We start from the raw sequence: 24303 nt of genomic DNA on the forward strand, positions 1-24303 counted from the left end.
GGTGGCGGTGGCGGGCCACCGCCACCGGCTGGTGGCTTACACGGCGAGCGCCTGGGCGCGACGCTTCACCTCCGTGCCACGATTCTCCCGCAGGGCCTGCGCCGGGGTGCCGGGGAGGCTGTCATCCGGTGTGAAGAGCCACTCCAGCATCTCCTCGTCGGTGAATCCGTCGTCCCGCAGCAGCGTGAGGGTGCCGGCGAGGCCACGGACGACCTTCCCCTCGCCGATGAAGGCGGCGGGCACCTGGAGGACGCGGTTCTCGCCACGGCGCACCGCGATCACCTGCCCCTCCCTGACCAGCTGACGGACCCGGGTCACCTCGATGTCGAGCTCCTCGGCGATGTCGGGGAGGGTGAGCCAGGCGGGGATGAGCGCGTCTGTCTTCGCATCAATCTCGGTCACCCCTCAAGCGTGCCATCTTCCACTGACAGCCGTCAGCGCACGGCCGCCTTGAGGGGGACGTCCGGGTCGACGAGCCGGTCGGGATCGACCGGGACGCCGCGCCCGATCAGCCGCCTGGCCTGCGCCAGATCGCGCGGGCGGTCCACGGCGAGGACGGCGGTGAGCCGGTCGTCGCGCGTCCAGCAGACGCTCCAGGTGGCGTCCGCGGCCGGGTCGCCGCGCCACAGCGGCCGGTCGCCGGCGTCGGGGCGGCCCACGAACTGGAGATGGCGGCCGAACTGGGTGGACCAGAAGTACGGCACCGGATCGTGGCCGGCCCGCTCGCCCAGCAGGGTGGCCGCCACCGTGCGGGCGCCGACCAGGGCGTTGTCCCAGTGGTGCACGGCGAGCCGGCGGCCGAAGCGGGCGGAGGGGTAGGAGGCGCAGTCGCCGACCGCGTAGACGCCGGGCACCCCGGTGGCCAGCGCGGCGTCCGCGCGCACCGAGCCGTCGGGGTCGAGCGGGACGCCGGAGCCGGCCAGCCACTCCGTGTCGGCGCGGGAGCCGATGCCGACCAGGACGGCGTCCCCGCGCAGCACCGTGCCGTCGGCCAGCTCCACCTCGCCGTCCCGCACGGCGGTCACCGGCCGTCCGGTGCGCAGCTCGGCGCCGGCCTGGGCGTACCAGGCGCGCATGGGGGCGGTGACCTCGGCCGGCAGCGTGCCGGCCAGGGGATGCTCGCCCGCCTCCACCACCGTGACCTGGCAGCCAGCGGCGCGCGCCGCGCCGGCCACCTCGGCGCCGATCCAGCCGGCGCCGACGATCACCAGGCTGCCGCGGGCGTCCAGCACCGCCCGGAGACGCTCGGCGTCGTCCCTGGTGCGCAGGGTCCACACCCGCGCCAGGCCATCGGTGCCGGGGAGGCGCACCGCGCGGGCCCCGCAGGCCAGGACGAGGGCGTCGTAGCGCAGCTCTCCGGCGTCCGTCTCCAACCGCCGTTCCCCGGCGTCGAGTCGGGTGGCGGTGCGGCCCGGCGTCAGCGTGATGTCGAGGGCCTCGAAGTCGATGTCGAGGTCCAGCGGCGCCGGCTGGCCGAGGAGCAGTTCCTTGGAGAGCGGCGGCCGGTCGTAGGGGCGGTGCGGCTCGGCGCCGAGCAGGGTCACCCGGCCGCGCCAGCCTCCTTCGCGCAGCGCGCGGGCCGTGGTGGCCCCCGCCAGTCCGGCTCCGACGATCACGACGTGTCCCTGAGTCACGCCGCCAGCCTACGAGGGCGCCTGAGGGGTTCCGGTCCTCCCCACCGCCGCCCGGCCGTCGATGGGGCGGGAGAGCGAGGGTATAAAGGCTGGGTGACCATGGAGCCGTCCTCGACCTCCCGGCCCGTGACGCTGGAGCATGTGGCGCGCGCCGCCGGGGTGTCCAGGGCTACGGTCTCCCGGGTGATCAACGGCGAGTCCACCGTCGACCCCCGGCTGCGCAAGCTGGTGGAGGAGGCCATCGCCCGCACCCGCTACGTGCCCAACCGGGCCGCGCGTTCGCTGGTCACCCGGCGGACCGACTCGGTGGCGCTGGTGGTGTCCGAGCAGGAACAGCGCGATGTGACGGGCCCGTTCGTCGGCCGGATCTTCACCGACCCCTACTTCGGCCGGGTGCTCACCGGCCTGCTTGAGGTGCTGCGCCCGCGCGGGATCCAGGTGATGTTGACGCTGGCGGACGACGAGGCGTCGCGCGGTCAGCTGCTGGGCTACCTACAGCAGGGGCATGTGGACGGGGTGGTGTTGATCTCCTCGCACGCCGAGGACCCGCTGCCCGGGCTGCTGTCCGGCACCGCGCTGCCGGCCGTGCTGGCGGCCCGTCCTGCGGCGCCGACGCCGATCACGTATGTGGACGTGGACCAGCGGGCGGGCGCGACCCTGGCCGCCGAGCGGCTGCTGGCGATCGGTCGGCGGCGCGTCGGCACCATCGCCGGGCCGCAGGACATGCCGTTGGCGCAGGAGCGGCTGGCCGGGTTCCGGGCGGCGATGGCGGCGCGCGGGCACCGCGAGGTGCCGTGGATCGAGGGGGACTTCACCCAGGCCAGCGGGGCGGCGGCGATGAAGACGCTGCTGGCCGAACACCCGGATCTGGACGGGGTGTTCGTCGCCTCGGACCTGATGGCGCTGGGCGCGGTCACCACCCTGTTCCGGCAGGGCCGTTCGGTGCCCGACGATGTGGCCGTGGTCGGTTTCGACGACAGCGTCTCGGCGTTGGCCTGCGATCCGCCGCTGACGACGGTGCGTCAGCCGGTGGAGGAGATGGCCGCGGAGATGGCCAGGCTGCTGCTGCGGCAGACGGAGGCGGGCGGGCGCCCGCTGCCGTCCGTGGTCTTCCACCCGTCGCTGGTGGTCCGCGGCTCGGCGTAGCCCACGCGACACCGGGCCCGGGGTGGCGCTCGAAGGGTGAGCGCCACACCGGGCCCGGGAGTCAGCCGTCAGTCGTCAGCCGTGCGTGTCACTGGTAGACGCGGACGTAGTCCACCTTCATCTGCTGCGGGAAGACGGTCGACCCGTCCGGCGGACCGGGCCAGTCGCCGCCGACCGCGGTGTTGAGGATCAGGAACTGGTTGTTGTCGAAGACCCAGGGGCCGACCGTGCTCTCCAGCTCCTCGCGGTCCACGGTGTGCACGACCTGGTCGTCCACGGTGAACACCATGCCCTGGCTGTCCCAGTCCAGCGCGAAGACCCGGAAGTCGGCGCCCACCGGCTCGCCCAGGTCCAACGAGTTGCCGTAGCCGCCGGCACCGAAGTACGCGGGGGCGTGCAGCGTGGAGTGCGTGGTGTTCGGCTCCAGACCGACGTACTCCATGATGTCGATCTCACCGGTGTAGGGCCAGGGGCGCCCGTCGTCGTAGAAGGAGGAGCCCAGCATCCAGAACGCCGGCCAGATGCCCTGGCCTTCGGGCACCTGGATCCTGGCCTCGACGCGGCCGTAGGTGAAGTCGAACTTGCCGTAGGTGTTGATCCGGCCCGAGGTGTACTGGCAGGTGGTCGAGCCGCTCAGCGGGTCGACCGGGCAGGTGGTGCCCGGCGTCTCCTCGCGGCGCGCCTCGATCACCAGGTTGCCGTCCCCGTCCATCCGGGTGTTGGCGTCCTCGGTGTACACCTGGAGTTCGTTGTTCTGCGCGGTGCCTGGGTCGGACGTCCACTTGCCCGGGTCGACCGTGCTGTTCGCCGCGCCGTCGAACTCGTCGCTGAACACCAGCTCAAGCGGCTCCTGCGGGTCCGGCGTGGTCGGCGGGGCCTCCGGGTCACCGCCGGTGCCGTACACCTGGAACTCCCAGAGCGAGTAGCCGTAGGGGCTGGACCGCTGGTTGGCGAGCATCCGGACGTAACGCCCGCTGCCCTCCGCCTCGATGGTCTCCTTGAAGCCGGAGCCCGAGGTGGTCGAGTAGATGCTCTGCCAGCTCTGGTTGTCGTCGGAGACCTGGATCTCGTAGCCCGTGGCGTACGCCGGGTCCCACTGGAGCACCACATGGCTGATCTCGGCGGGGGCGCCGAGGTCGACGGAGATCCAGCCGTCGTCGACCCAGCCGCCCTCCTCCGAGGTGGCCCAGCGGCTGGCCGGGTCGAAGTCGAAGGCGCGCTCCGGGAAGCACTCCCAACACTGCGGGTCGTTCTGCTCGGTGGATGCCTCGGCGGGCTTGTTGTACGACAGCAGCACGGCGTCGGGATCGATGGCCGCGGTGGCGGGCGAGGTGAGGGTGCCGAGGCCGAGGGCGACGGCCAGGCCGGCGACGGCCGAGGCGACCATGGCTGACCTGAGCTTCCTCGGTTTTCTGACATGCATGATCTCGTCCTGATCCTTTCCGGTGGGGGGTGGTGGCCGACGAGCCGTCTGAAGGGACGGATGGCGGGTCGACCACCGAGTCGGTGGGGTGGCCGGACGGCGGTGGTTCGGCACCGCCGTCGGGCGGTTCAGCCGATGACGCGCTCCAGCTCGGCGAGTTGTTCCGTGCGCACGCGGTCGAGGTCGGCGGCGAGGGCGATCGTTCCCGGGTGGGTGCCGGCGTCCATCTCCGAACGGGAGACCTCGGCGGTCTGCTCCAGGAACTCGCGCAGGTGGGCGAGGGCCTCCTCGTCGAAGGCCGCTCCGTCCAGGGCGTCCAGCGCGGTCAGTTCCTCCTCGGTGACCATGCCGGGCATGTTGTGCCCCCGGTGCAGGTCCTCGTAGGCCACGCCGGCCTCCGCCAACAGGGCGCGCAGGGCGGTGGTCTCCTCCTGGACCTGGGGCACGAGGTCGGTGGCGTAGGCCCGTAGGCCGGGGTCGTCGCCGCGTTCCCCGAGGGCTTCGAGGAGCGGCTCCAGGCGTTCGTTGACCGGGATCATCAGCTGCGTCCAGGCGAGGTCGGTGGCGCTCATGCCGCCGACGCCGCCGTCGCCGGTGGCCTCCGGGTTCCCCGGGTCATCGGGAGCGGCGTCGGACTCCTGGGCGTCGGGGGCGGGATCGCCGGACGGTCCCGCGTCCTCGGTGGGCGTCGGGTCGGCGTCCGCCGCCGTCTCCCCGTCCGAGGAGCAGCCGCCGAGGAGCAGCGCGGCGAGCAGCACTCCGACAACTCCCGTGACCGCCTTGCCCGTCATCCGGCCTCCCTGGTCCGGCATCGGCCCGTGCGAGACGACGAGCCGATGCCTTGTCACTTCCGGTTCTTCACGGTTCGTTCGGTTGGTTCCCGGCGTTGTCGACGCCGGTTCGGTGCGGGAGCGCTCAGCCCGGGATGCCGTCCGCGCCGCACTTGATCACGGGGCGGATGCAGTCCTCGACGCGACGGAGCATCTCGTCCTCGGGCCAGGCGTTGAAGAAGTCACCGTGCATCGTGTATCCGGGTCCGGATGCCAACTCGAAGCGAGAGGGATCACCGTTCACCGGGTACCGCAGCACCTGGCGCAGCTTGGGCACCGCCACCGGGTGGGTGGAGGGGCACTCGCCCGCGACCGGGTAGGACATGTGGCTCTTGAAGTCGGCCGACCTCAGGTTGACGCCGTCCCAGCACTGGGGGAAGTCCAGGTACGACTCCAGGGCGGTGCCCTCGGGGCAGTGCACGAAGTCCTGCGAGGGATTCACATGCCCCGCGTGCAGACAGGACCAGCGAGCGATCGTGCCCTCCGGTGAGGTGGCGGTCGCGTTGCCGGCCACGATCTCCAGGCCCTGCGGCAGCGGCTGCGTCTGGGCCACCACCGAGTCGTTGACGCCCTCGCCCAGGTAGTAGAACGTGGCGCTCTGCGGCTCGACCGGCTGACCGTCCACGAACAGGGTGGGAACCCAGTAGGAGGAGAGGTCGATGTTCGGGTCGCAGGTGCTGGACGAGTTCAGCAGGTCGCCCAGGTTGGTGTTGGCGTTCGTCACCGTGCTGCCGAAGAAGCTGTGCATATGCGAGGCCCCGGGCAGGCCGGGGAAGACGATCGGGTCGTCGGGCAGCCGGTGGCTGAACTCGCACTCGGCCAGGAACTCGGCGACGTACACGGCGTCGGCGTCGACCTGTTCGGCGGCGACCTCGGCGGACCGGTCCGTCTCGGCCGCGCCGGCCGTACCGGCGACCACCAGCGAGGCCAGCAGTCCGGTGAAGGCCAGCGAGGCCAGCAGGAGACGTCGTGGTCTGCTCCACAACGCGGTGAGAGATGGGGTCTTTTTCACGGCTCTCCTTTTGGGGGATGTGGGGGGCCACTCGCACTCCGGTGATCGAGCAAGAGGCCAGAGAGCGCTCTCTGGAAGCGGAACATAGAAGTGCCACGAGGCACCGTCAAGGAGTCCCGCAGATTCCCGGAACCAGGGCCGACGCGCCCACCGGCATCGCCGACCGCCGGTGAGGTGCGCGGGGACCAAGATCAGAGAGCGCTCTCTGATCTTGGTCCCGGGAAGCGCGCCAGGAAGCCCGCCGGGCCCCGGGGACGGCGCCGGTACTACGCTGGCCGACGGAACGAACCCACGGGAGCCCGGCGAACCGGGCTGAGAGGGAGGCTGATCGGCCTCCGACCGTACGCACCTGATCCGGGTCATGCCGGCGAAGGGAGGAGGCGCGATGGCCGCGCGCGACACAGGCCGAGCAGGGCGAGAAGCCCCCGATGTGGTGGTGGTCGGCGGCGGGGTGATCGGCCTGGCCACCGCCTGGCGGACGGCGCTGCGGGGCCTCGCCACGGTCGTGGTCGACCCGCGCCCCGGCGGCGGCGCGGCCGGGGTGGCGGCCGGGATGCTGGCCCCGGTCACCGAACTCCACCACGGCGAGGAGACGTTGCTCCGGCTCAACCTGGCCTCCGCCGACCGCTACCCCGCCTTCGTCGCCGAGTTGACCGAGGCGGCCGGAACCGACGTCGGCTACCGGGCCTGCGGCACCCTCGCCGTGGCGCTGGACGCCGACGACCGCGCGCAGTTGCGGGAGTCGCACCTGCTCCAGCGCCGATGCGGCCTGGAGGTCGCCTGGTTGACCGGCCGGGAGTGCCGGCGCCTGGAGCCCATGCTGGCGCCCGGCGTCCGGGGCGGGCTCCGGGTCGACGGGGACCACCAGGTCGACCCGAGACCGCTGGTCGCGGCCCTGCGGACGGCCTGTCAGCGGGCCGGCGTCGGCTGGCGGCGGGAGGCGGCCACGGAGCTGCTGGTCTCGGGCGACCGCGCGGTGGGCGTCGCGCTGGCCGGCGGCGACCGGCTGACCGCGGGACAGACGGTGCTCGCCGCCGGCTGCCACAGCGGCGCGCTGGCCGGGCTGCCGCCCGAGGTGGCGGTCCCGGTGCGGCCGGTGCAGGGCGAGATCCTGCGGCTGCGCGATCTGCCGGGCCGGCCGCCGCTGCTCCACCGCACGGTGCGGGCGGTGGTGCGCGGCGCCGAGGTCTATCTGGTGCCCCGGGACAGCGGCGAGCTGGTGGTCGGGGCCACCTCGGACGAACGCGGCTGGGACACCCGGGTCACCGCCGGGGGCGTCTACCAACTGCTGCGCGACGCGCACGAGTTGGTGCCCGGCATCACCGAGCTGCCGCTGCTGGAGACCCGCGCCGGGCTCCGTCCCACCACGCCGGACAACGCTCCCCTGCTGGGCCCGACCGCGCTCCCCGGGCTCCAGCTGGCCACCGGCCACCACCGCAACGGGATTCTGCTCGCGCCGATCACGGGCGAGGCGCTGGCCGCATCCCTGACCAGCGGCGAACTCCCCGAGTACGCACGCCCGTTCCACGCCGGCCGCTTCGCCGGCGACACCGGACGAAGGGTGCCGGCATGACCGAACGCACGGAGAATCGGGTGGCCGTCCGGGTGAACGGGGAGCCTCGCGCCCTGCCCGGCGGTACCGTACTGGCAACGCTGGTCGGCGAGTTGACCAGCGCCACGGCCGGGGTCGCGGTGGCGGTGAACGAGGCGGTGGTCCCCAGGGGCCGCTGGCCGGAGACCACGCTGGCGGACGGGGACCGGGTCGAGGTGCTCACCGCTGTCCAGGGAGGCTGAACCCGTGCACGAGAACCCCGCAGGGGACGGCGTCCCCGACGACGAGCCGCTGGTGTTCGGCGGGACGCGGCTCTCCTCGCGGCTGATCATGGGCACCGGGGGCGCGCCCAGCCTCCGGGTGCTGGAGGAGGCGCTGCGCGCCTCGGGCACGGAGCTGACCACGGTGGCGATGCGCCGGGTGGCCCCCGGCACCCAGGGCTCGGTGTTCTCGCTGCTGACCCGGTTGGGCATCGCCGTGCTGCCCAACACCGCCGGCTGCCACACGGCGGGCGAGGCGGTGTTGACCGCCCGGCTGGCCAGGGAGGCGTTGGGCACCGAGCTGGTGAAGCTGGAGGTGATCGCCGACGAGCGCCTCCTGCTGCCCGACCCGGTGGCCACCCTGGAGGCGGCCGAGACGCTGGTGGACGACGGGTTCACCGTGCTGCCCTACACCAACGACGATCCGGTGGTGGCCCGCCAGCTTGAGGAGGTGGGCTGCGCCGCGGTGATGCCGCTCGGCTCGCCGATCGGCTCGGGGCTCGGCATCCGCAATCCGCACAACTTCCAACTGATCACGGAGCGGGCCGGCGTCCCGGTCATCCTGGACGCCGGCGCCGGCACGGCTTCGGACGCGGCGCTCGCGATGGAGTTGGGCTGCGCGGGGGTGATGCTGGCGTCAGCGGTCACCAGGGCGCGGCGCCCGGCGTTGATGGCGGCGGCGATGCGCGACGCGGTGACGGCCGGACGAGGGGCCAGGCTGGCGGGGCGGATCCCCCGCCGCCACTTCGCCGAAGCGTCGTCCCCGATGGACGGGTTGGCCGCTCTCGACCCCGAACGCCCGGCTTTCTCGTACTGATATACGATTCCGCTGCTCGCCCCGGGATGGGGGGACGACACACCACGTGACCTTGGGGGATCAGTTGAGCACACCGTCGCAGCCGGGGGGGCACCAGGACGGCGGTCCGCCGGGCCACCCGGCGTCGCAGCCGCCGCCACCGCCCTACCCGGGCGCCGGCTACGGCTCGCCGCATCCCCCCACGGGTCCTGGCACTCCGCCGGGCGGCCCCGGCCAGGCCGGCGGCGGCTATCCCGGCGGCCCGGGGTACGGCCCGCCCGGCGGCCCGCCCGGTTGGGGCCCGCCGCCCAAGGCGCCGATGAACACGCTGGCGGTGACGGCGTTCGTGCTGTCCCTGGTGCTGCTGTTCCCGGCGGCGCTGGTGCTGGGCATCATCGCGCTGGGCCGCGTCGGCACCAGCCGCGAGCGCGGCAAGGGCCTGGCCATCACGGCGATCTGCCTGGCCTCGGCGCAGATCGTGGCGCTCGCCGTGCTGGTCCCGCTGGCGCTCGACGACTCCGACGACACGAAGGCCGAGAGCCAGGAGACGTCCGAGGATCGGGTCGACGAGGAGCCGCCCGAGCCGCCCGACGATCCCGAGCCGGGGGACGACGAGCCGGGGGACGAGGGCGTGGACACCATCGTCTTCGACCTCCGGGTGGGCGACTGCTTCGATCCGCCCGGCGGCCTCGGCGCCTACGAGGAGGAGGGCGCGCTGGAGCAGTCGGTCTCGGTGGTCCCGTGCGACCAGCCGCACGAGGCCGAGGTGTACGGCCAGTTCGACGTGACCGGATACGGGGCGTTCCCCGGCTCCGAGGAGCTGGCCGGCCTGGCCGACCAGGAGTGCCGTGCGCTGGTCCAGCCCTATGTGCTCGACACCTGGGCGCTGCCGATCGAGGCCCAGCCGTACTACTACCACCCCGAGGCCACCAGCTGGCGGATCGGCGACCGGGAGATCCTCTGCTTCTTCGGCCGGGTGGACGGCGGCACCCTCGACGAGGCGCTGCGGCGGGATCCGGCGGAGCTGGACGAGGAGGCGCTGACCTATCTCGAACTCACCATGCCGCTGGAGCTGGCCTTCCTGGACGAGCCGCTGACGGACGACGACACGTCGGCCCTACAGGCGTGGGCGGGCAGCCTGGTCGACGCGATCGACGCGGAGATGGCCGCGCTCTCGGCCGTCGAGTGGTCGCTGGTCGGGGGCGAGATCGAGTCGCTGCTGGCCGCCCGGGAGTCCAGCCTCTCCTCCTGGAACGCGGCCACCGAGGCCGAGGGCGACGACTTCTGGATGGCGGTCGACGACGGGTACGCCACGATGGGCATCGACGTCGAGCTGAACATCCGGCAGGCCCTCGGCCTCTCCCTGGGCTGACCCCAGCCATCCCGACATCCCAACCGACAGCCGAACAGGACCGTTTGCTTTCGATCGGTGTCGATTTCCGTCACTATTCCGCTAAGGATCTGCTGTGGTTGTGCTGCGGTCCTGCTGCGGTTTTGCTGCCAACCGGTCAGCGGGGGCCGGACGCCCCCTCGCCCCGTCGTAAAATCGGGCGCTGTGGACACCACCGTGCATGACCCGCTGATCGGACGCGTGCTCGACGGCCGGTACGAGGTCGCCGAGCGGATCGCCGTGGGCGGCATGGCCACGGTGTACCGCGCCGTGGACACCCGGCTGGACCGCACGCTCGCCCTCAAGGTGATGCATCCCTCGCTGGTCGGCGACAGCGAGTTCGTGGAGCGGTTCATCCGCGAGGCCAAGTCCGTGGCACGCCTCGACCACCCCAATATCGTCGGGGTGTTGGACCAGGGCGCCGACGGCGCCTATGTCTACCTGGCGATGGAGTATGTCGCGGGCTGCACGCTGCGCGACGTGCTGCGCGAGCGGGGCGCGCTGCCGGTGCGCGCGGTGCTGGACATCCTGGAGCCGATGCTGGCCGGTCTCGCCGCCGCGCACCGCGCGGGTCTGGTGCACCGGGACATCAAGCCGGAGAACGTGCTGATCGGCGCCGACGGCCGGGTCAAGGTGGCGGACTTCGGCCTGGTCAGGACGGTGGACACCCAGACCTCAGCGCATACGGGATCGCTGCTGGGCACGGTCTCCTACCTGGCGCCCGAGCAGATCGAGAGCGGCGCGGTCGACGCCCGCACCGATGTGTACGCGTGCGGGGTGCTGCTCTACGAGATGCTGACCGGCGGCAAGCCGCATGCGGGGGACTCGCCCGCCCAGGTCCTCTTCGCCCATGTGAACAAGGACGTTCCGGCGCCGTCCGAGGCGGCTCCCGAGCTGCCCGTCCAACTCGACCTGCTGGTGGCCGCGGCCACCGCCCGCGTTCCCGCGCGTCGGCTGGCGGACGCGGCGGCGATGCTGGGCCAGACGCGGCAGGCCCGCGCCGCGCTGACCGACGCCCAGCTGGACGCGTTGCCGCCGACGCACGAGTACGACGATCCCTCGGCCCCGCGCGAGGGCGAGGAGTCGGGCCCGGAGGACGCCACCGCGCGGGTGCCGCTGCCGGCCGCCGCCAAGGCCGGCGAGACCAACCGCACCACCCGGATCGAGCTGCCGGCCTCGGCGCCGCCGCCACCATCCGAGGAGCCCTCCGTCCGCCGGCGTCGGCTCTCCCGGCGCGGCGTGCTCTCGCTGGTGATCGCCGGTGTGCTGCTGCTCGCCGGCGCGCTCGGCATCTGGTACATCAACTCCGGTCAGTTCCTGCGCACCCCGGGCGTCTACGATCTGCCGCGCGCCGAGGCCGAGCAGGTGCTGCGGGACGCCGGGCTCGGGGTCCGGGTGACGGAGGAGTTCTCGGACGGCGTCGACGCCGGGCATGTGATCTCCACCGATCCGGAGCGCGGCGAGCGGGTGCGCAAGAACGCCACGGTGACGCTGGTGGTCTCGCAGGGCCCGCCGATCTCCGAGGTGCCCAACCTGCGGGGGGTCCCGCTGGAGGAGGCCCAGGAGCAGCTGGCCGAGGTGGGGTTGGCGGCCGGCGAGGAGGACTGGCAGTTCTCCGCCGAGGTGCCGCAGGGCTCGGTGATCGAGACGGACCCGGAGCCCGGCGTCGAGCGCCGTCCCGGCACCGCCATCGATCTGGTGGTCAGCAGGGGGCAGGAGATCCCGGTGCCGGGCGTGGTCGGCGAGGCCGAGGGCACGGCGATCCAGCGCCTCACGGAGGCGGGCTTCGAGGTCGAGGTGATCCCGGAGCGCGTGCACTCCGAGGAGGAGGCCGGCACCGTGGCCGAACAGTCCCCCGAGGCGTGGGAGAGCGCGGCCGAGGGCGACACCGTCGAACTCACCATCTCCAAGGGGCCGGAGATGATCCTGGTGCCCGATGTGCGCGGGATGAGCGAGGGCGACGCCAAGGAGACCCTGGAGGATCTGGGCTTCCGGGTGAACGTCAACCAGCTCTTCTTCACCGGCACGGTGTTCAACCAGTCGATCCGTGACGACGAGGCGCCGCGCGGCTCGACGATCACCATCTGGGTGCGCTGAACACCGCCAATCAGCGGCAGAATCCACCAATTCACACGCCCGGACCCTTTGCCTCCGCACAGCGGGGGATAACGTGACGCGCGTCACAGGACCAAGGTCCTATACGAAAGCGGTTAGTGCTCTTTTCGAGTTCCAGGGCCAAGCCATAACGCCGCCAATCGGGTTCTCGGGATCGCGCCACACTACGCCATCTAGTACATAGGGTTATTGCATTTCGTTTTTAAGGGCTGTTAACAAGGGCCATCGCGATCCGCGCGACAAACACGCGAGAACACGAGGACCCCTGAATGCCCGCTCACCCAGGTCCCGCCGGGACCAGCAATACGCCCAGCAAGACGCGCTGGCGACGGACCGCCACCGCCGCGCTCGCCACCACGGGCCTGGCCGCCGTCGCCCTCAGCGTCGCGCCGGTCGCCGCCGGCTCCGCCGAGGGGACCGCCGCCCCCCAGGGCGACGACATCTCCTGGGATATCAAGGCGGCCGATGTGCCTGGACAGGCCGCCGCCGCCAACACCGCGCCCGAGCCCTCCCGTTCGGCCGACGAGGCGTCCGATCCGACGTCGGCGCTGGCCGAGGTGGCCGAACTCCGCCGGCAGAGTGCCCAGCTCGCCGAGGTCCAGGCCGCCGAACAGGCCGAGATAGAGCGCCAGGCAGCCGAGGAGCGAGCGGCCGAGCAGGCCGCGAGCCGCAGCGCCGAGCGGGCCAGGAAGCCGGCCCCCGAGGCGACGGCCGACGCCAAGCCCGCCGCCGAGCCGGCGGCGGCCCCCGCGCCCGAGCCCGAGCCCGAGCCGGCACCGACCCCCGAGCCCGAGCCCGAACCGGCCCCCGAGCCCGTGACCCCGCAGTACGCGGACAACCTCGACGGCTGGATCAGCGAGGCGCTGGACATCATGGCCGCGCACGGAATTCCCGGCAGCTATGACGGACTTCACCGGAACATCATCCGGGAGTCCAGCGGCGACCCCAACGCGATCAATCTCTGGGATATCAACGCGATCAACGGAACCCCGTCCATCGGCCTGCTCCAGGTGATTCAGCCGACGTTTGACGCGTATCACGTTCCGGGCACGCCGTACGACCTTTACGACCCGGTCGCCAACATCGTTGCCGCCGCCAACTACGCCTGGGACCGCTACGGTTCCATCGACAATGTGAACGGGCCGTACTGAGCCTCTGACAGCTCTCTGGCAGGCTTGGCCCGTGCAGCGAGAGGCACGGCGAGCAGCCGAGACACCGTCAGTGGCGGGTCGAGTTCGCAATCCGATCGGCGGTCATGTCCCCGTGGCGGGGGGCCTGGCCGCCGTCGGGGTGCGCTATGCCCGGTCCGTCGGGGCCGAGGCGCTCCAGGTGTTCGTCGCCAACCCGCGCGGCTGGGCCACCCCGCCGGGCGACCCGGCGCAGGACGAGCGGTTCGCCGCCGCCTGCGCCGCCGACGGGCTGCCGGCCTACGTCCACGCGCCGTATCTGATCAATCTCGGCTCGCACAACGAGGCCACGGCCGAGCGTTCGGTGGTCTCGTTGCGGCACTCCCTGCGCCGGGCCGGGGCGATCGGCGCCGGGGGCGTGGTGGTGCACACCGGATCGGCCACCGGCGGCAGATCCCGGGAGACGGCCCTGGCCCAGATACGCCGCCTGCTGCTGCCGCTGCTCGACGAACTCCCCGACGCCGGCCCCCGGCTGCTGTTGGAGCCGACGGCCGGGCAGGGCTTCTCGCTCTGCTCCCTCGCCGCGGACCTGGGCCCCTATCTGGCCGCCGTCGACCACCACCCCCGGGTGGGGATCTGCCTGGACACCTGCCACGCGTTCGCCGCCGGCCACGATCTGGCCGCGCCGGGCGGGGCCACGGCGCTGCTGGACGAGTTGGCGCGGGTCGCCGGTCCCGGGCGGCTGGGGCTGATCCACGCCAACGACTCCAAGGCCGGCGTCGGCAGCCGCCTGGACCGCCACGAGAACATCGGCGCCGGCGCGATCGGCGCGGCGGCCTTCGCCGAGCTGCTCGGCCATCCGAGCACGGCCGGTGTGCCGCTGGTGATCGAGACCCCGGGCGGCCCGGCGGGCCACACCGCCGACATCGCCCGGCTGATCGGCCTGCGCGAGGGCGGCTGGCCGCCGGAACGCGGCCAACCGGCCTGACGCGCGAGGCGGAGCCCACGTTTCCTGGGGGTCCGCCAACGCGGCGAGCGCCCGCAGGGCGGTTAGGGCTCGGGGCCGTCGCCGGGGGTCTCCTGATAGGAGTAGCGCTGCTCCCGCCAGGGGTCGCCCACGTTGTGGTAGCCGCGCTCCTCCCAGAAGCCCCGGCGGTCGGCGGTCATGTACTCCACGCCGCGCACCCACTTGGGGCCCTTCCAGGCATACAGCGCCGGCACCACGAGCCGCACCGGGAAGCCGTGTTCGGCGGTGAGCAGCTCGCCGTCCCTGTGGGTGGCGAAGAGCGTGGTGTCGGCGGCGAAGTCGGCCATCCGGACGTTCGCGCTGTAGCCGTACTCGGCCCAGACCATCACATGGGTCACGCCGTCGGCGGGCGGCGCCAGCCGCAGGATCTCCCCCGCCGGCACCCCGCCCCACTCGACGTCCATCATGCTGAACTTGGTGACACAGTGCAGATCGGCGACGACCGTGCGATAGGGCAGCGCGGAGAACTCCTCGTGGTCCCAGCAGTGCTTGTCCCCGTCGGCGGTGGCGCCGAAGACCCGGAACTCCCAGCGCTCCGGGCGGAACCTGGGCACCGGGCCGTAATGCGTCACCGGCCAGCCTCGTTGCAGCCGCTGCCCCGGCGGAAGCCGGTCCCCGCGGTTCTCCGGCTGACTCATGCCTCCATGGTGACAGACCTCGTCGGCCGGCTCGCACCGCCACCCCCGGCGACGGGAATCAGGTCAATTACCGGTCAATTCGGTAAGCCTTCGCTTACTGGACGAACTGCCGTACCAGTGCCACGATGCGGCGACAGAACGTCGCGAAACCAGGCTGCGGCCCCTGGAAGGAGTATGTCCAGCATGCAGGGCGATCCCGAGGTCATCGAGTTTCTGAACGAGCAGCTCACCGCCGAACTCACGGCGATCAACCAGTACTTCCTGCACGCCAAGCTCCAGGAGAACTACGGCTGGACCAAGCTCGCCGCGTACACGAGGGCCGAGTCCTTCGACGAGATGCGCCACGCCGAGGTGCTCACCGACCGCATCATCTTCCTGGAGGGGCTCCCCAACTACCAGCGCCTCTTCCACGTTCGGGTGGGCCAGTCCGTCACCGAGATGTTCCAGGCCGACCGGCAGATCGAGGTGGAGGCGATCGACCGGCTCCGGCGCGGAGTGGAGGTCATGCGGGCCAAGGGGGACATCACCTCGGCCAAGATCTTCGAGGCGATCCTCAAGGACGAGGAGCACCACATCGACTATCTGGACACCCAGTTGGAGTTGCTGGAGAAGCTGGGCGAGGCGCTCTATCTGGCTCAGCAGATCGAACAGCCCAGCGAGGCCTGAGCCGCTCGCGCCCCGACCGTCGGCGGGATCAGAGCGTCAGCCCCGCCGGCACCAGCGCGGGACGGACGGCCGGCGCCCGGGGCGGGACGGGAGGCGCGGCCGGCGCGGCGGCGACGGCCTCCGCCGGCGGGCGGCTCCGGCTCAGCAGCCCCTGGATGCGGCGGACACAGGAGCCGCAGTCCGTGCCGGCCCGGCACTCGGCCGCCAGCCGCCTGGGCGTACAGGCACCGGCCGCCGCGTGGCTCCGCACCTGTTCCTCGGTGACGCCGAAGCACGAGCAGACGTACACGCGTTACTCCCTGGAGGATGCCGGCCGGGCGGACAGCGACGGACCTGCGACAACATGACACGAACAGGATCAGTGAGGTAAACCTAACCTTACTATCCCCTCCGTCGGGGAGAGAAGCGCCCCGGGATGTGGTCAGCACCACGTCCCGGGGCGGTTTCACGCGCCGGCCGGCCCCGTCAGGAGCGGTACATCTCCGCCACCAGGAAGGCGAGGTCCAACGACTGGCTGCGGTTGAGGCGGGGGTCGCAGGCCGTCTCGTACCGCTGGTGCAGATCGTCGACGAAGATCTCGTCGCCGCCGCCCACGCACTCGGTGACGTCGTCGCCGGTCAGCTCCACATGGATGCCGCCGGGGTGGGTGCCCAGCGCCTTGTGGACCTCGAAGAAGCCCTTGACCTCGTCCAGCACGTCGTCGAACCTGCGGGTCTTGTGCCCGGAGGCCGCCTCGAAGGTGTTGCCGTGCATGGGGTCGCAGACCCACGCCACCTGGGCGCCCGACGCGGTCACCTTCTCGACCAGCGTCGGCAGCCGGTCGCGGACCTTGTCGGCGCCCATCCGGGTGATGAAGGTGAGCCGGCCGGGACGGCGGTCCGGGTCGAGGCGCTCGATCAGCGTGAGCGCCTCCTCCGGGGTGGTCGTCGGCCCGAGCTTGACGCCGATCGGGTTCTCGATCCTGGAGGCGAACTCCAGATGCGCGCCGTCCAGCTGTCGGGTGCGCTCGCCGATCCACACCATGTGGCCCGAGACGTCGTACTGCCGGCCGCTGCGGGAGTCCGTCCTGGTCAGCGCCGCCTCGTAGTCGAGGAGCAACGCCTCGTGCGAGGCGTAGAACTCCACAGACTGGAACTCCGCCGGCTCGGCGCCGCACGCCTTCATGAAGTTCAGCGCGTTGTCGATCTCCCTGGCCAGCGCCTCGTAGCGCTGCCCGGCCGCGCTGCTGCGGACGAAGTCCTGGTTCCACGAGTGCACCTGGTGCAGCCCCGCGTAGCCGCCGGTGGTGAAGCCGCGCACCAGGTTGAGCGTGGCCGCCGAGCTGTTGTACATCCGCAGCAGCCGGCGCGGATCGGGGACGCGGGCCTCCTCGGTGAACTCGGCCCCGTTCACCGAGTCGCCCCGGTAGGTGGGGAGGGTGACGCCGTCCCTGGTCTCGGTCGGCTTGGACCTGGGCTTGGAGTACTGGCCCGCGATGCGGCCGATCTTGACCACGGGCACCGCCGCCGCGTAGGTGAGCACGGCGCTCATCTGGAGCAGCGTCTTGAGCTTGGCCCGGATCTGGTCAGCGCCCACCTGGTCGAACGCCTCCGCGCAGTCCCCGCCCTGGAGGACGAACGCACGGCCCTGGGCGACCTCGGCTATCCGCGCCCTCAGCTGGTCGCACTCGCCGGCGAAGACCAACGGCGGATAGCCCGCCAGCTCCTGGGTCACGGCGCGCAGGGCAGCCGGGTCCGGATACTCCGGCTGCTGTGCTGCGGGCAGGTCTCGCCAGGAGTCGATGGAGCTGCTGTCAGCGTTCACGGTCACTCCTCCAGATTACGGGGTGGGGTCGGGGGAATTTCCATCCGCTCGCCCTGTGAGACGGGAGCCACAGGGGGCGCCCGGAAGCTGGCGCGCGCCGGCGTGAGTGCCTTACAGTGCGGGGCATGAACGCGCGACTGATCACCACCTGGTGGTGGACCGCTACTCCGGCGGCCCACTGACCGCGCGTTCCCAGCAACCGACGCGAAGGCCGCCCGAGGGGCGGCCTTCGGCGTTCGTGGCAGCGCGCGCCCGGCCCTCCCGAAGAGGGTCTTCGCCTCCTCCCACCACGGAAGAGGCCCATCGTGAACCGTTCGCAGGATGCCCCCGACGCGTCCGCACCGCTGGCCGGACTCGACGCAGGCGACGGCCCGTTCGCCCTGCTCAGGCGCCGCACCCCCGGGCGTGACGCCGACTGTGTCGAGGTGCTCACCGGACCGGTGACGACCGTCGACCGGATCGACGAGATCCCGCTGCCGCCGGATGCCAGGGGCCCGGCGGCGCTGGCGCTGCTGCCCTTCCGCCAGCTGGCCGAGCGCGGGTTCGAGGTGACCGACGACGGCACCCCGTTGACGGTGCTGCTCCCCGAGCGGGTGCGCGAGCTGCCGCTGGCCGAGGCGCTGGCCGCGCTCCCGACGCACCGGGTGGCGGTGCGCGGCGGCGCCTTCGACGTCTCGGACGAGGAGTACGGCGAGAGCGTGCGCGCGGTGCTGGCCGAGGAGATCGGCTCGGGTCAGGGCGCCAACTTCGTGATCAGGCGGACCTTCACCGGAGTGCTCGACGGCTTCGACCGGGGCGACGCGCTGGCGCTCTTCCGCCGGCTGCTGACCGCCGAACGCGGCGCCTACTGGACCTTCCTGGTGCACACGGGGGACCGGGTGCTGGTGGGGGCCAGCCCGGAGGCGCATGTCCGGATGACGGGCGGCACGGTGGTGATGAACCCGATCAGCGGCACCTACCGCTATCCCGCCGCAGGGCCTTCCCTGGCCGGGCTGCTGACGTTCCTCGGCGACCGCAAGGAGATCGAGGAGCTGTCCATGGTGGTGGACGAGGAGCTCAAGATGATGTGCGCGGTGAGCGACCAGGGCGGCACGGTGGTCGGGCCCAGGCTGCGGGAGATGGCCCATCTGGCGCACACCGAGTACGAGTTGCGCGGTCGCAGCTCCCGGGATGTGCACGAGGTGCTGCGGGAGACGATGTTCGCGCCCACCGTCACCGGCAGCCCGGTGGAGAACGCCTGCCGGGTGATCGCGCGGCACGAGACGGGCGGGCGCGGCTACTACGCGGGGGCCCTCGCGCTGCTGGGCCGGGACGCGGGCGGCGCGCAGACCCTGGACTCCCCCATCCTGATCCGCACCGCCGACATCGACGCGGCCAGCGGCCGGCTGCGGGTGCCGGTGGGCGCCACGCTGGTGCGTGGCTCCGACCCCGAGGGCGAGGTCGCCGAGACCCATGCCAAGGCCGCCGGGGTGCTGGCCGCGCTGGGCGCCGCCCGGGAGGAGATCGACGCGGCGCCCGCGCCGGCGCGCACCACCGGCGAGCGCCCCGGGTTGGCCGGGCACCCGGCGGTGCTCGCGGCCCTCGCCGGCCGCAGGGCGCAGCTCTCCCCGTTCTGGCTCCGGCTGCGGGATGCGGTGCCCGCCGCCCGTCAACCAGCCGTGCGGACGCGGGTGTTGGTGGTGGACGGCGAGGACACGTTCACCTCGATGCTGGCCCATCTGCTGCGCTCGACCGGCGCGGACGTGGCCCTGATCCGCTATGACGAGCCAGGCGTGCGGGAGCGCGCGCTGGCGCATCGGGGCCGGGTGGTGCTGGGCCCGGGGCCCGGGGATCCGGGGGACGCGGACGACCCGAGGATGCGGACGCTGCGCACGCTCACCGCCGACCTGCTGGCGCGGCACCGGCACGGTCTGGTCGGGGTCTGCCTCGGCCATGAGCTGATCGCCGCCGAGCTGGGGCTGCCCGTGGTGCGCAAGCGGGTGCCCTACCAGGGCGCCCAGGAGCGGATCGATCTCTTCGGCACCGAGCGGGTGGTCGGCTTCTACAACTCCTACACCGCCCGCTGTGACGCGGCGGCGGCCGAGCGGCTGGCCGCGCGCGGGGTGCGGCTGAGCGTGGACGAGGCCAGCGGCGAGGTGCACGCGCTGCGCGGCCCCGGCTTCGCCGGCGTGCAGTTCCACCCGGAGTCGGTGCTGACCCTGCGGGGCCCCGAGATCGTCGCGGAGCTGCTGAGCGCCACGGCCAACCCAAGACCGGTGGCCTGAGGCGGAACGCGACGAGCCCCGTCGGCGCGACGGTCGCCGGCGGGGCTCAGCGCTCCTGGGCGCCGCCCTTGGCGGCTTCGGCCAACTCCCGTTTGGCGACGGTGGCGTAGACGTCCACGTACTCCTGGCCGGAGAGCCTCATGATCGCGTACATCACCTCGTCGGTGAGCGAGCGCAGGATGAAGCGGTCGCCCTCCATGCCCTGGTAGCGGCTGAAGTCCAGTGGGGCGCCGATCCGGATGCCGGGCCGCATCAGCTTGGGGACCACCTTCCCCGGCGGCTGGATCTTCTCCGTGTCGATCATGGCGACCGGCAGCACGGGCGCCCCCGTGGCCAGCGCCACCCGGGCGAGACCGCCGGGCTTGCCCCGGTAGAGGCGGCCGTCGGGCGAGCGGGTGCCCTCCGGGTAGATGCCGAACAGCTCGCCGCGCTCCAACACGGCTATCGCGCTGCTGATCGCCGCCTCCCCCGCGCCGCGCGCCCCGGAGCGGTCCACCGGCAGCTGCCCCACGCCCTTGAAGAAGGCCGCCGTCAACTTCCCCTTGACCCCGGGAGCGTTGAAGTACTCCGCCTTGGCGATGAAGGTGACCCGGCGGTCGAGCACCGCCGGCAGGAAGAAGGAGTCGGAGAACGAGAGGTGGTTGCTGGCCAGAATCGCGGGCCCGTCGGCGGGCACGTGCTCCTTGCCCTCCACCCAGGGTCGGAAGGCCGCCTTCAGCCCCGCCCCCACGGACATCTTCATCGCTCCGTACAACAAGACGTACCTCCCGTGTGATCGGTGCTGACCCTACTGGGCTTTCCCATCCGTGGCGCGCCCCGGAACGGCCCACGTAGGCTGGCAAGACCCGCTTGTACCCCTGACGGGTACCCAGTCGAAGGGAGCCGTCGCCGATGCGCCTTCTGCCCGGCGCCGAGCCTTACCACCACATCCCCGACGAAGGGGCCCAGGTGGGAGTGCTGCTCTGCCACGGCTTCACCGGCAGCCCGCAGTCGCTGCGGCCCTGGGCCGAGCATCTCGCCGCCCAGGGCTTCGCCGTCTCGCTGCCGCTGCTGCCAGGTCACGGAACGCGCTGGCAGGACATGCGGCACACCGGCTGGCAGGACTGGTACACGGTGGTGCACCGGGAGCTGCTCAGGCTGAACGAGATCTGCGGGCGCGTGGTGGTCTGCGGCCTCTCGATGGGCGGCACCCTGGCGCTGCGGCTGGCCGCGCGCCAGCCGGGGAATGTCCACGCCCTGGCGTTGGTTAACCCGGCGCTCACCTTTCCCGCCGTCAAGGGCGCGGCCCTGGGGGTGTTGCGGCATCTCGTGCCCAGCACGCCGGGTCTGGTGGGCGATATCGCCAGGCCGGGGGTGCGCGAGGTGGGCTACGACCGGGTGCCTTCGCACGCCGCGTACTCGCTGCGCGAGCTGTTCTCCCTGGTGCGCGCCGAACTCGCGCAAGTGACCCAGCCGCTGCTCCTGACGCACAGCGCGGTGGACCACGTGGTGCCGCCGTCGGACTCGGCGCTGCTGCTGTCCTCGGTCTCCTCCGTCGATGTGCGGGAGGTGGTGCTGACGGACAGTTTCCACGTGGCCACCCTGGACCACGACGCGGAGCGTATCTTGCAGGAGACGGACGCCTTCATCACTCGCCTCGTGACAAGGAAGACTGCCCGTGACGGAACGTGACCAGGAGCGCGGTGACGGCCGCGATCCGATCGACGAGGAAGCCGCCTGGGCGGAGATCGTCGCCGGCTACGGCGAGGAGCCCGCTGACCCGCCGGGCGTCTGGCCACGCGCGGAGGACGTCGAGCCGATCGAGCGGTCGGACCGGCTGCCCGAAGAGGTGCTGAACGACCTTCCGCCCGATCTCACGCCGCGCGCGGCGGGGCCGCAGGAGGAGGCGGGGCCGCGCGATCTCGGCCCGCGCGACTGGGTGGCCGAGGAGGAGGACGAGGGCCACTTCGAGCCGCCGGACCCGCCGCCGCTGCCGGAGACCGACCTGACCACCAAGGTGGCCTGGATGGCGGTGCTCGGCGGGCCCCTGCTGCTGATCGTCACGGTGCTGCTCCAGCAGCGGATGTCCTGGTGGGTCGTCACGCTGGGCGTGGGCGGATTCCTCGGCGGCTTCGCCACCCTGGTCTCCCGGCTGCGCGACGGCGAGGACGACTGGCAGGACCCGGGCAACGGCGCGGTGGTCTGACGCGGGCCGTGTTCAGACGGTCAGCTCGGCCAGCACCGGGAGATGGTCGGAGGCGCGGACGAGGTCGTCGGCCGCGGGCGCCGTGGGCACCCCGCAGGAGCGCACGGTGACCGCCTCGGTGCACAGCACGGCGTCGATCCGGCGCCGCCCCGCCCCGGCCGGATAGGTGAACTCACCGCCGGCGGGGGCCCGTTCCCAGCCGTCCGTGAGTGCGCCCGCCAGCCGCCGGAAGGTGGGCCCGCCGGCCGGCTCGTTGATATCGCCGGCCACCACCCCGGCGGGAACGTCCATCGCGGCCAGCCGCCGCAGCAACAGCTCGCCCTGGGCGCGGCGTTCGGCGGCGAGAAGGCTCAGATGGCAGCTGATCACCGCCAGCCTGGTGTCCCGGCCGAGGCGCAGCACCGCCGTGGCGAGCCCGCGCCGGTGGGCGCCCCTGGTGAGCGGGAAGGTGAGGTCCTCGGCGCGCTCGACGGCGACCCGCAGCCGCGAGAGGATCATGGTGCCGCAGGACGGCGCCCCGCCGGTGACCGTGACCAGGCCGCTCTCCCTGGCCAGCCGGGCGGCGTGCTTGCGCCAGCGGAAGAAGCGCGGCATCTCCTGGAGGCAGACCACGTCGGGCGCCGTGGCCCGGATCACCCGGGCCACGGCCTGCCGGTCGTCACGCAGCGATCTGACGTTGTAGCTGAGCAACCTGATCGTGGTGGACAACGCCGCTCCGGCTCTTCCTCAGCCCTGCCTGGCCAGGTCGGCGGCGCCCACCAGGCCCGCCCGGCCGCCGAGTTGGGCGGCCAGCACCTGGGCGTGCGGGCGGTGCCGGCCGCCGACCAGCCAGCGGCGGAAGGACTTGCGGATCGGTTCGAGGACCAGATCCCCCTCGTCGGAGACCCCGCCGCCGACGATGAACGCGGACGGGTCGAAGAGGGACGCCAGATCGGCGAGCCCGGCGCCGGCCCAACGGGCCAGCTCCCGGAAGGAGTCGACGGCGACCCGGTCGCCCTGCCGGGCCGCGTCGCTGACATGCCGGCCCTCGATGCCCTCGGGCGTGCCGTCGCCCATGCCGAGCAGCAGTTCGGCGTTCTCCGGGGTGGCATGGGCGCGCTGCCTGGCGTAGCGGACCAGCGCCCGCCCCGACGCGTACTGCTCCCAGCAGCCCTGGCTGCCGCAGCCGCAGAGCAGGCCGTCGGGCACCACCCGCAGGTGGCCGAACTCGCCGGCGACGCCGAAGCGTCCGCGGTGCAGCTTGCCGCCGATGATGATGCCCCCGCCGAGCCCCGTGCCCAACGTGATGCAGACCACATCGTCGTGGCCGGCGCCGGCGCCGAAGCGATACTCGCCCCAGGCCGCGGCGTTGGCGTCGTTCTCCACCACGACGGAGAGGCCGACCCGCTGCTCGATCTTGTCCTTGAGGGCCTCGTGGCGCCAGCGGATGTTGGGGGCGAAGAGCACGGTGGCCCGCTTGTCGTCCACGTACCCGGCGGCGCCGATGCCCACCGCGTCGGCCGAAGTCCCCTCGCCCACCGCCTTGATGGCGGCGGCGATGGCCTCGATCACGCCCTCGGGGGTGGGCGGGGTCGGAACCTGAGAAGTGCCGAGGATCGAACCATCCTCGTCGACCACACCGGCCGCGATCTTCGTACCGCCGATGTCGACGCCGATCGTCAGTCCCATTTGTCCCTCAAGTGAATGTCGGTGGTACCCGCCTCCCGTCCACGTTACCGGAGGTGGGCGGGGGCGTCCCCCGGCATTCAGTCGAGGTCGATACGGTGGGCGCCACCGGATCCAGCGGAATCATCCGGGTCATCACGATTGCCAGGATCCGCCCCCGGCTCCGGCCGGGACGCCTCGGCCGGCTGGTCGGCGCTCGCGGAGGGGCGGGCCCAGCGGCCCTCCTGGTCCAGCACGGCGGCCCGGTAGGCGGCCAGCAACTCCTGCCCGGCGGAGGCGAGATGCTCGAACGCCTCCGCGTTGCGCTCGATCACCGGCTCCACGGCGGACCGCGCCTGCCGCGCCAACGGCTTGGCGAACAGGCCGACTTGCGGCCCGAGACGGGAACCGAGATCGCCGAGGCGCTCGGCCAGCGTGTCCGCCAGACGACGCAGCTCCTCGGCGGCGTCCCCCGGCTGCGGCCCGTAACGCGCGCGCCGCCTTGCCTGCTCGGCGGCCAGATCCTCCGCACAGGCCGCCGCCCACGGATCGCCCTCGTCCGCCGGCCGGGCGGCCGGCTCGTCGACGGGGTGCTCGGGGTGCTCGGGTACGTCGCTGCTCATCGCGGCCTCCTGAAGGGTGCGCGTCCCCTTCGACGTTACCGGAACACCGCCGCGCCCCACCCTGGCCGGCGGCCCGGGCCGGCGAGAAAGCCCCGGGCCCCTACCCGGGCGAACGCTCCGGCCAGCGGGCGGGATCCGGGGCGAAGCGCACCCCCACGGCCGGGGAAG

Annotated in this window: 24 protein-coding genes and 1 riboswitch; of the genes, 12 read left to right on the forward strand and 12 right to left on the reverse strand. The window is 72.6% G+C overall.

The genetic code is table 11. From position 1 onward, the window contains the following. Positions 1-36: 36 nt before the first annotated feature. Together K4G22_RS05355 and K4G22_RS05360 are read right to left on the reverse strand one after the other, a co-directional pair. On the reverse strand, positions 37-402 hold the full coding sequence (locus K4G22_RS05355; RefSeq protein ID WP_228078518.1) for an Rv2175c family DNA-binding protein: 366 nt from the start codon (positions 400-402) through the stop codon (positions 37-39). Positions 403-434: 32 nt separating this feature from the next. Continuing rightward, positions 435-1634, reverse strand: coding sequence for an NAD(P)/FAD-dependent oxidoreductase (locus K4G22_RS05360; RefSeq protein WP_228078519.1), 1200 nt, complete (start codon positions 1632-1634; stop codon positions 435-437). A gap of 99 nt (positions 1635-1733) precedes the next feature. On the opposite strand from K4G22_RS05360, the gene K4G22_RS05365 reads away from it, so the two are divergent. Beyond that, on the forward strand, positions 1734-2780 hold the full coding sequence (locus tag K4G22_RS05365; RefSeq protein WP_228083954.1) for a LacI family DNA-binding transcriptional regulator: 1047 nt from the start codon (positions 1734-1736) through the stop codon (positions 2778-2780). Positions 2781-2868: 88 nt separating this feature from the next. On the opposite strand, the gene K4G22_RS05370 is transcribed toward K4G22_RS05365, so the two are convergent. The 3 genes from K4G22_RS05370 to K4G22_RS05380 all read right to left on the reverse strand — a co-directional run bounded on the left by K4G22_RS05370 (position 2869) and on the right by K4G22_RS05380 (position 6045). Then, positions 2869-4203 carry a family 16 glycosylhydrolase gene (locus K4G22_RS05370; RefSeq protein WP_228078520.1) on the reverse strand — a complete coding sequence of 445 codons (1335 nt, stop codon included), beginning with the start codon at positions 4201-4203 and terminating at the stop codon, positions 2869-2871. Between the two features lie 128 nt (positions 4204-4331). Further along, entirely contained in the window at positions 4332-4994 is a 663-nt protein-coding gene (locus tag K4G22_RS05375; RefSeq protein ID WP_228078521.1) for a DUF305 domain-containing protein, read from the reverse strand. Positions 4995-5118: 124 nt separating this feature from the next. Further along, positions 5119-6045, reverse strand: coding sequence for a DUF1996 domain-containing protein (locus K4G22_RS05380; protein WP_425336607.1), 927 nt, complete (start codon positions 6043-6045; stop codon positions 5119-5121). Between the two features lie 289 nt (positions 6046-6334). After that, positions 6335-6423: riboswitch (TPP riboswitch) on the forward strand. 7 nt (positions 6424-6430) lie between these two features. Between K4G22_RS05380 and thiO the strand changes: the two genes are divergently transcribed. The 7 genes from thiO to K4G22_RS05415 all read left to right on the forward strand — a co-directional run bounded on the left by thiO (position 6431) and on the right by K4G22_RS05415 (position 14273). Next, positions 6431-7618, forward strand: a complete 1188-nt coding sequence (gene thiO, locus K4G22_RS05385; RefSeq protein ID WP_228078522.1) for a glycine oxidase ThiO — start codon at positions 6431-6433, stop codon at positions 7616-7618. Continuing rightward, positions 7615-7839, forward strand: coding sequence for a sulfur carrier protein ThiS (gene thiS / locus K4G22_RS05390; RefSeq protein WP_228078523.1), 225 nt, complete (start codon positions 7615-7617; stop codon positions 7837-7839). Before thiO ends, thiS begins: the two co-directional genes overlap by 4 nt. Before the next feature lie 4 nt (positions 7840-7843). Beyond that, positions 7844-8674 carry a thiazole synthase gene (locus K4G22_RS05395; RefSeq protein WP_228078524.1) on the forward strand — a complete coding sequence of 277 codons (831 nt, stop codon included), beginning with the start codon at positions 7844-7846 and terminating at the stop codon, positions 8672-8674. Between the two features lie 64 nt (positions 8675-8738). Beyond that, positions 8739-10025, forward strand: coding sequence for a DUF4190 domain-containing protein (locus K4G22_RS05400; protein WP_228078525.1), 1287 nt, complete (start codon positions 8739-8741; stop codon positions 10023-10025). Positions 10026-10208: 183 nt separating this feature from the next. Continuing rightward, positions 10209-12140 (forward strand): Stk1 family PASTA domain-containing Ser/Thr kinase, encoded by a 1932-nt coding sequence (pknB, locus tag K4G22_RS05405; protein ID WP_228078526.1) that lies wholly within the window; start codon positions 10209-10211, stop codon positions 12138-12140. Positions 12141-12427: 287 nt separating this feature from the next. Next, positions 12428-13309 (forward strand): transglycosylase SLT domain-containing protein, encoded by an 882-nt coding sequence (locus K4G22_RS05410; protein ID WP_228078527.1) that lies wholly within the window; start codon positions 12428-12430, stop codon positions 13307-13309. Positions 13310-13379: 70 nt separating this feature from the next. Next, positions 13380-14273 carry a deoxyribonuclease IV gene (locus K4G22_RS05415; protein WP_228078528.1) on the forward strand — a complete coding sequence of 298 codons (894 nt, stop codon included), beginning with the start codon at positions 13380-13382 and terminating at the stop codon, positions 14271-14273. A 62-nt stretch (positions 14274-14335) separates the two neighbouring features. On the opposite strand, the gene K4G22_RS05420 is transcribed toward K4G22_RS05415, so the two are convergent. Further along, the gene (locus K4G22_RS05420) at positions 14336-14950 is read right to left on the reverse strand and encodes a sulfite oxidase-like oxidoreductase (protein WP_228078529.1); all 615 of its coding nucleotides are present in this window, start codon (positions 14948-14950) and stop codon (positions 14336-14338) included. A gap of 183 nt (positions 14951-15133) precedes the next feature. Between K4G22_RS05420 and bfr the strand changes: the two genes are divergently transcribed. Continuing rightward, positions 15134-15616 carry a bacterioferritin gene (gene bfr, locus K4G22_RS05425; RefSeq protein ID WP_228083956.1) on the forward strand — a complete coding sequence of 161 codons (483 nt, stop codon included), beginning with the start codon at positions 15134-15136 and terminating at the stop codon, positions 15614-15616. Between the two features lie 28 nt (positions 15617-15644). Here the strand turns inward: bfr and K4G22_RS05430 are convergent, their stop codons facing one another. Both K4G22_RS05430 and K4G22_RS05435 read right to left on the reverse strand, forming a co-directional pair. Beyond that, positions 15645-15905, reverse strand: coding sequence for a (2Fe-2S)-binding protein (locus K4G22_RS05430; protein WP_228078530.1), 261 nt, complete (start codon positions 15903-15905; stop codon positions 15645-15647). Between the two features lie 176 nt (positions 15906-16081). Then, a complete protein-coding gene (locus K4G22_RS05435) occupies positions 16082-17425 on the reverse strand; it encodes a class II 3-deoxy-7-phosphoheptulonate synthase (protein ID WP_228078531.1) in 1344 nt (447 codons plus the stop codon). A 299-nt stretch (positions 17426-17724) separates the two neighbouring features. Here K4G22_RS05435 and K4G22_RS05440 point away from each other — a divergent pair, with 299 nt between their 5' ends. Then, positions 17725-19683, forward strand: coding sequence for an anthranilate synthase family protein (locus tag K4G22_RS05440; RefSeq protein ID WP_425336608.1), 1959 nt, complete (start codon positions 17725-17727; stop codon positions 19681-19683). A gap of 46 nt (positions 19684-19729) precedes the next feature. Here K4G22_RS05440 and K4G22_RS05445 read toward each other — a convergent pair whose 3' ends face one another. Continuing rightward, entirely contained in the window at positions 19730-20419 is a 690-nt protein-coding gene (locus K4G22_RS05445; protein WP_228078532.1) for a lysophospholipid acyltransferase family protein, read from the reverse strand. Between the two features lie 155 nt (positions 20420-20574). Here K4G22_RS05445 and K4G22_RS05450 point away from each other — a divergent pair, with 155 nt between their 5' ends. Together K4G22_RS05450 and K4G22_RS05455 are read left to right on the forward strand one after the other, a co-directional pair. Beyond that, entirely contained in the window at positions 20575-21354 is a 780-nt protein-coding gene (locus K4G22_RS05450) for an alpha/beta hydrolase (RefSeq protein WP_228078533.1), read from the forward strand. Continuing rightward, positions 21341-21868 (forward strand): hypothetical protein, encoded by a 528-nt coding sequence (locus K4G22_RS05455; RefSeq protein ID WP_228078534.1) that lies wholly within the window; start codon positions 21341-21343, stop codon positions 21866-21868. The genes K4G22_RS05450 and K4G22_RS05455 overlap by 14 nt, the downstream gene beginning before the upstream one ends. Positions 21869-21880: 12 nt before the next feature. Here the strand turns inward: K4G22_RS05455 and K4G22_RS05460 are convergent, their stop codons facing one another. From K4G22_RS05460 to K4G22_RS05470, 3 genes are all read right to left on the reverse strand, one after another. Further along, positions 21881-22576 (reverse strand): endonuclease/exonuclease/phosphatase family protein, encoded by a 696-nt coding sequence (locus tag K4G22_RS05460; RefSeq protein WP_228078535.1) that lies wholly within the window; start codon positions 22574-22576, stop codon positions 21881-21883. Between the two features lie 18 nt (positions 22577-22594). Continuing rightward, positions 22595-23536 (reverse strand): ROK family glucokinase, encoded by a 942-nt coding sequence (locus tag K4G22_RS05465; RefSeq protein ID WP_228078536.1) that lies wholly within the window; start codon positions 23534-23536, stop codon positions 22595-22597. A gap of 77 nt (positions 23537-23613) precedes the next feature. Beyond that, positions 23614-24135 carry a DUF5304 family protein gene (locus tag K4G22_RS05470; RefSeq protein ID WP_228078537.1) on the reverse strand — a complete coding sequence of 174 codons (522 nt, stop codon included), beginning with the start codon at positions 24133-24135 and terminating at the stop codon, positions 23614-23616. Positions 24136-24303 lie beyond the last annotated feature (168 nt).

It is taken from the genome of Streptomyces profundus, assembly GCF_020740535.1.
GTDB classification, from domain to species: domain Bacteria; phylum Actinomycetota; class Actinomycetes; order Streptomycetales; family Streptomycetaceae; genus Streptomyces; species Streptomyces profundus.

Bases quoted from the DNA above. Each gene is read 5' to 3' on its own strand.
- K4G22_RS05365 (WP_228083954.1), top strand. From the start codon at position 1,734: ATGGAGCCGTCCTCGACCTCCCGGCCCGTGACGCTGGAGCATGTGGCG.
- K4G22_RS05370 (WP_228078520.1), bottom strand. From the start codon at position 4,203: ATGCATGTCAGAAAACCGAGGAAGCTCAGGTCAGCCATGGTCGCCTCG.
- K4G22_RS05375 (WP_228078521.1), bottom strand. From the start codon at position 4,994: ATGACGGGCAAGGCGGTCACGGGAGTTGTCGGAGTGCTGCTCGCCGCG.
- thiO (WP_228078522.1), top strand. From the start codon at position 6,431: ATGGCCGCGCGCGACACAGGCCGAGCAGGGCGAGAAGCCCCCGATGTG.
- thiS (WP_228078523.1), top strand. From the start codon at position 7,615: ATGACCGAACGCACGGAGAATCGGGTGGCCGTCCGGGTGAACGGGGAG.
- K4G22_RS05410 (WP_228078527.1), top strand. From the start codon at position 12,428: ATGCCCGCTCACCCAGGTCCCGCCGGGACCAGCAATACGCCCAGCAAG.
- K4G22_RS05420 (WP_228078529.1), bottom strand. From the start codon at position 14,950: ATGAGTCAGCCGGAGAACCGCGGGGACCGGCTTCCGCCGGGGCAGCGG.
- bfr (WP_228083956.1), top strand. From the start codon at position 15,134: ATGCAGGGCGATCCCGAGGTCATCGAGTTTCTGAACGAGCAGCTCACC.
- K4G22_RS05445 (WP_228078532.1), bottom strand. From the start codon at position 20,419: ATGTCCGTGGGGGCGGGGCTGAAGGCGGCCTTCCGACCCTGGGTGGAG.
- K4G22_RS05450 (WP_228078533.1), top strand. From the start codon at position 20,575: ATGCGCCTTCTGCCCGGCGCCGAGCCTTACCACCACATCCCCGACGAA.
- K4G22_RS05465 (WP_228078536.1), bottom strand. From the start codon at position 23,536: ATGGGACTGACGATCGGCGTCGACATCGGCGGTACGAAGATCGCGGCC.
- K4G22_RS05470 (WP_228078537.1), bottom strand. From the start codon at position 24,135: ATGAGCAGCGACGTACCCGAGCACCCCGAGCACCCCGTCGACGAGCCG.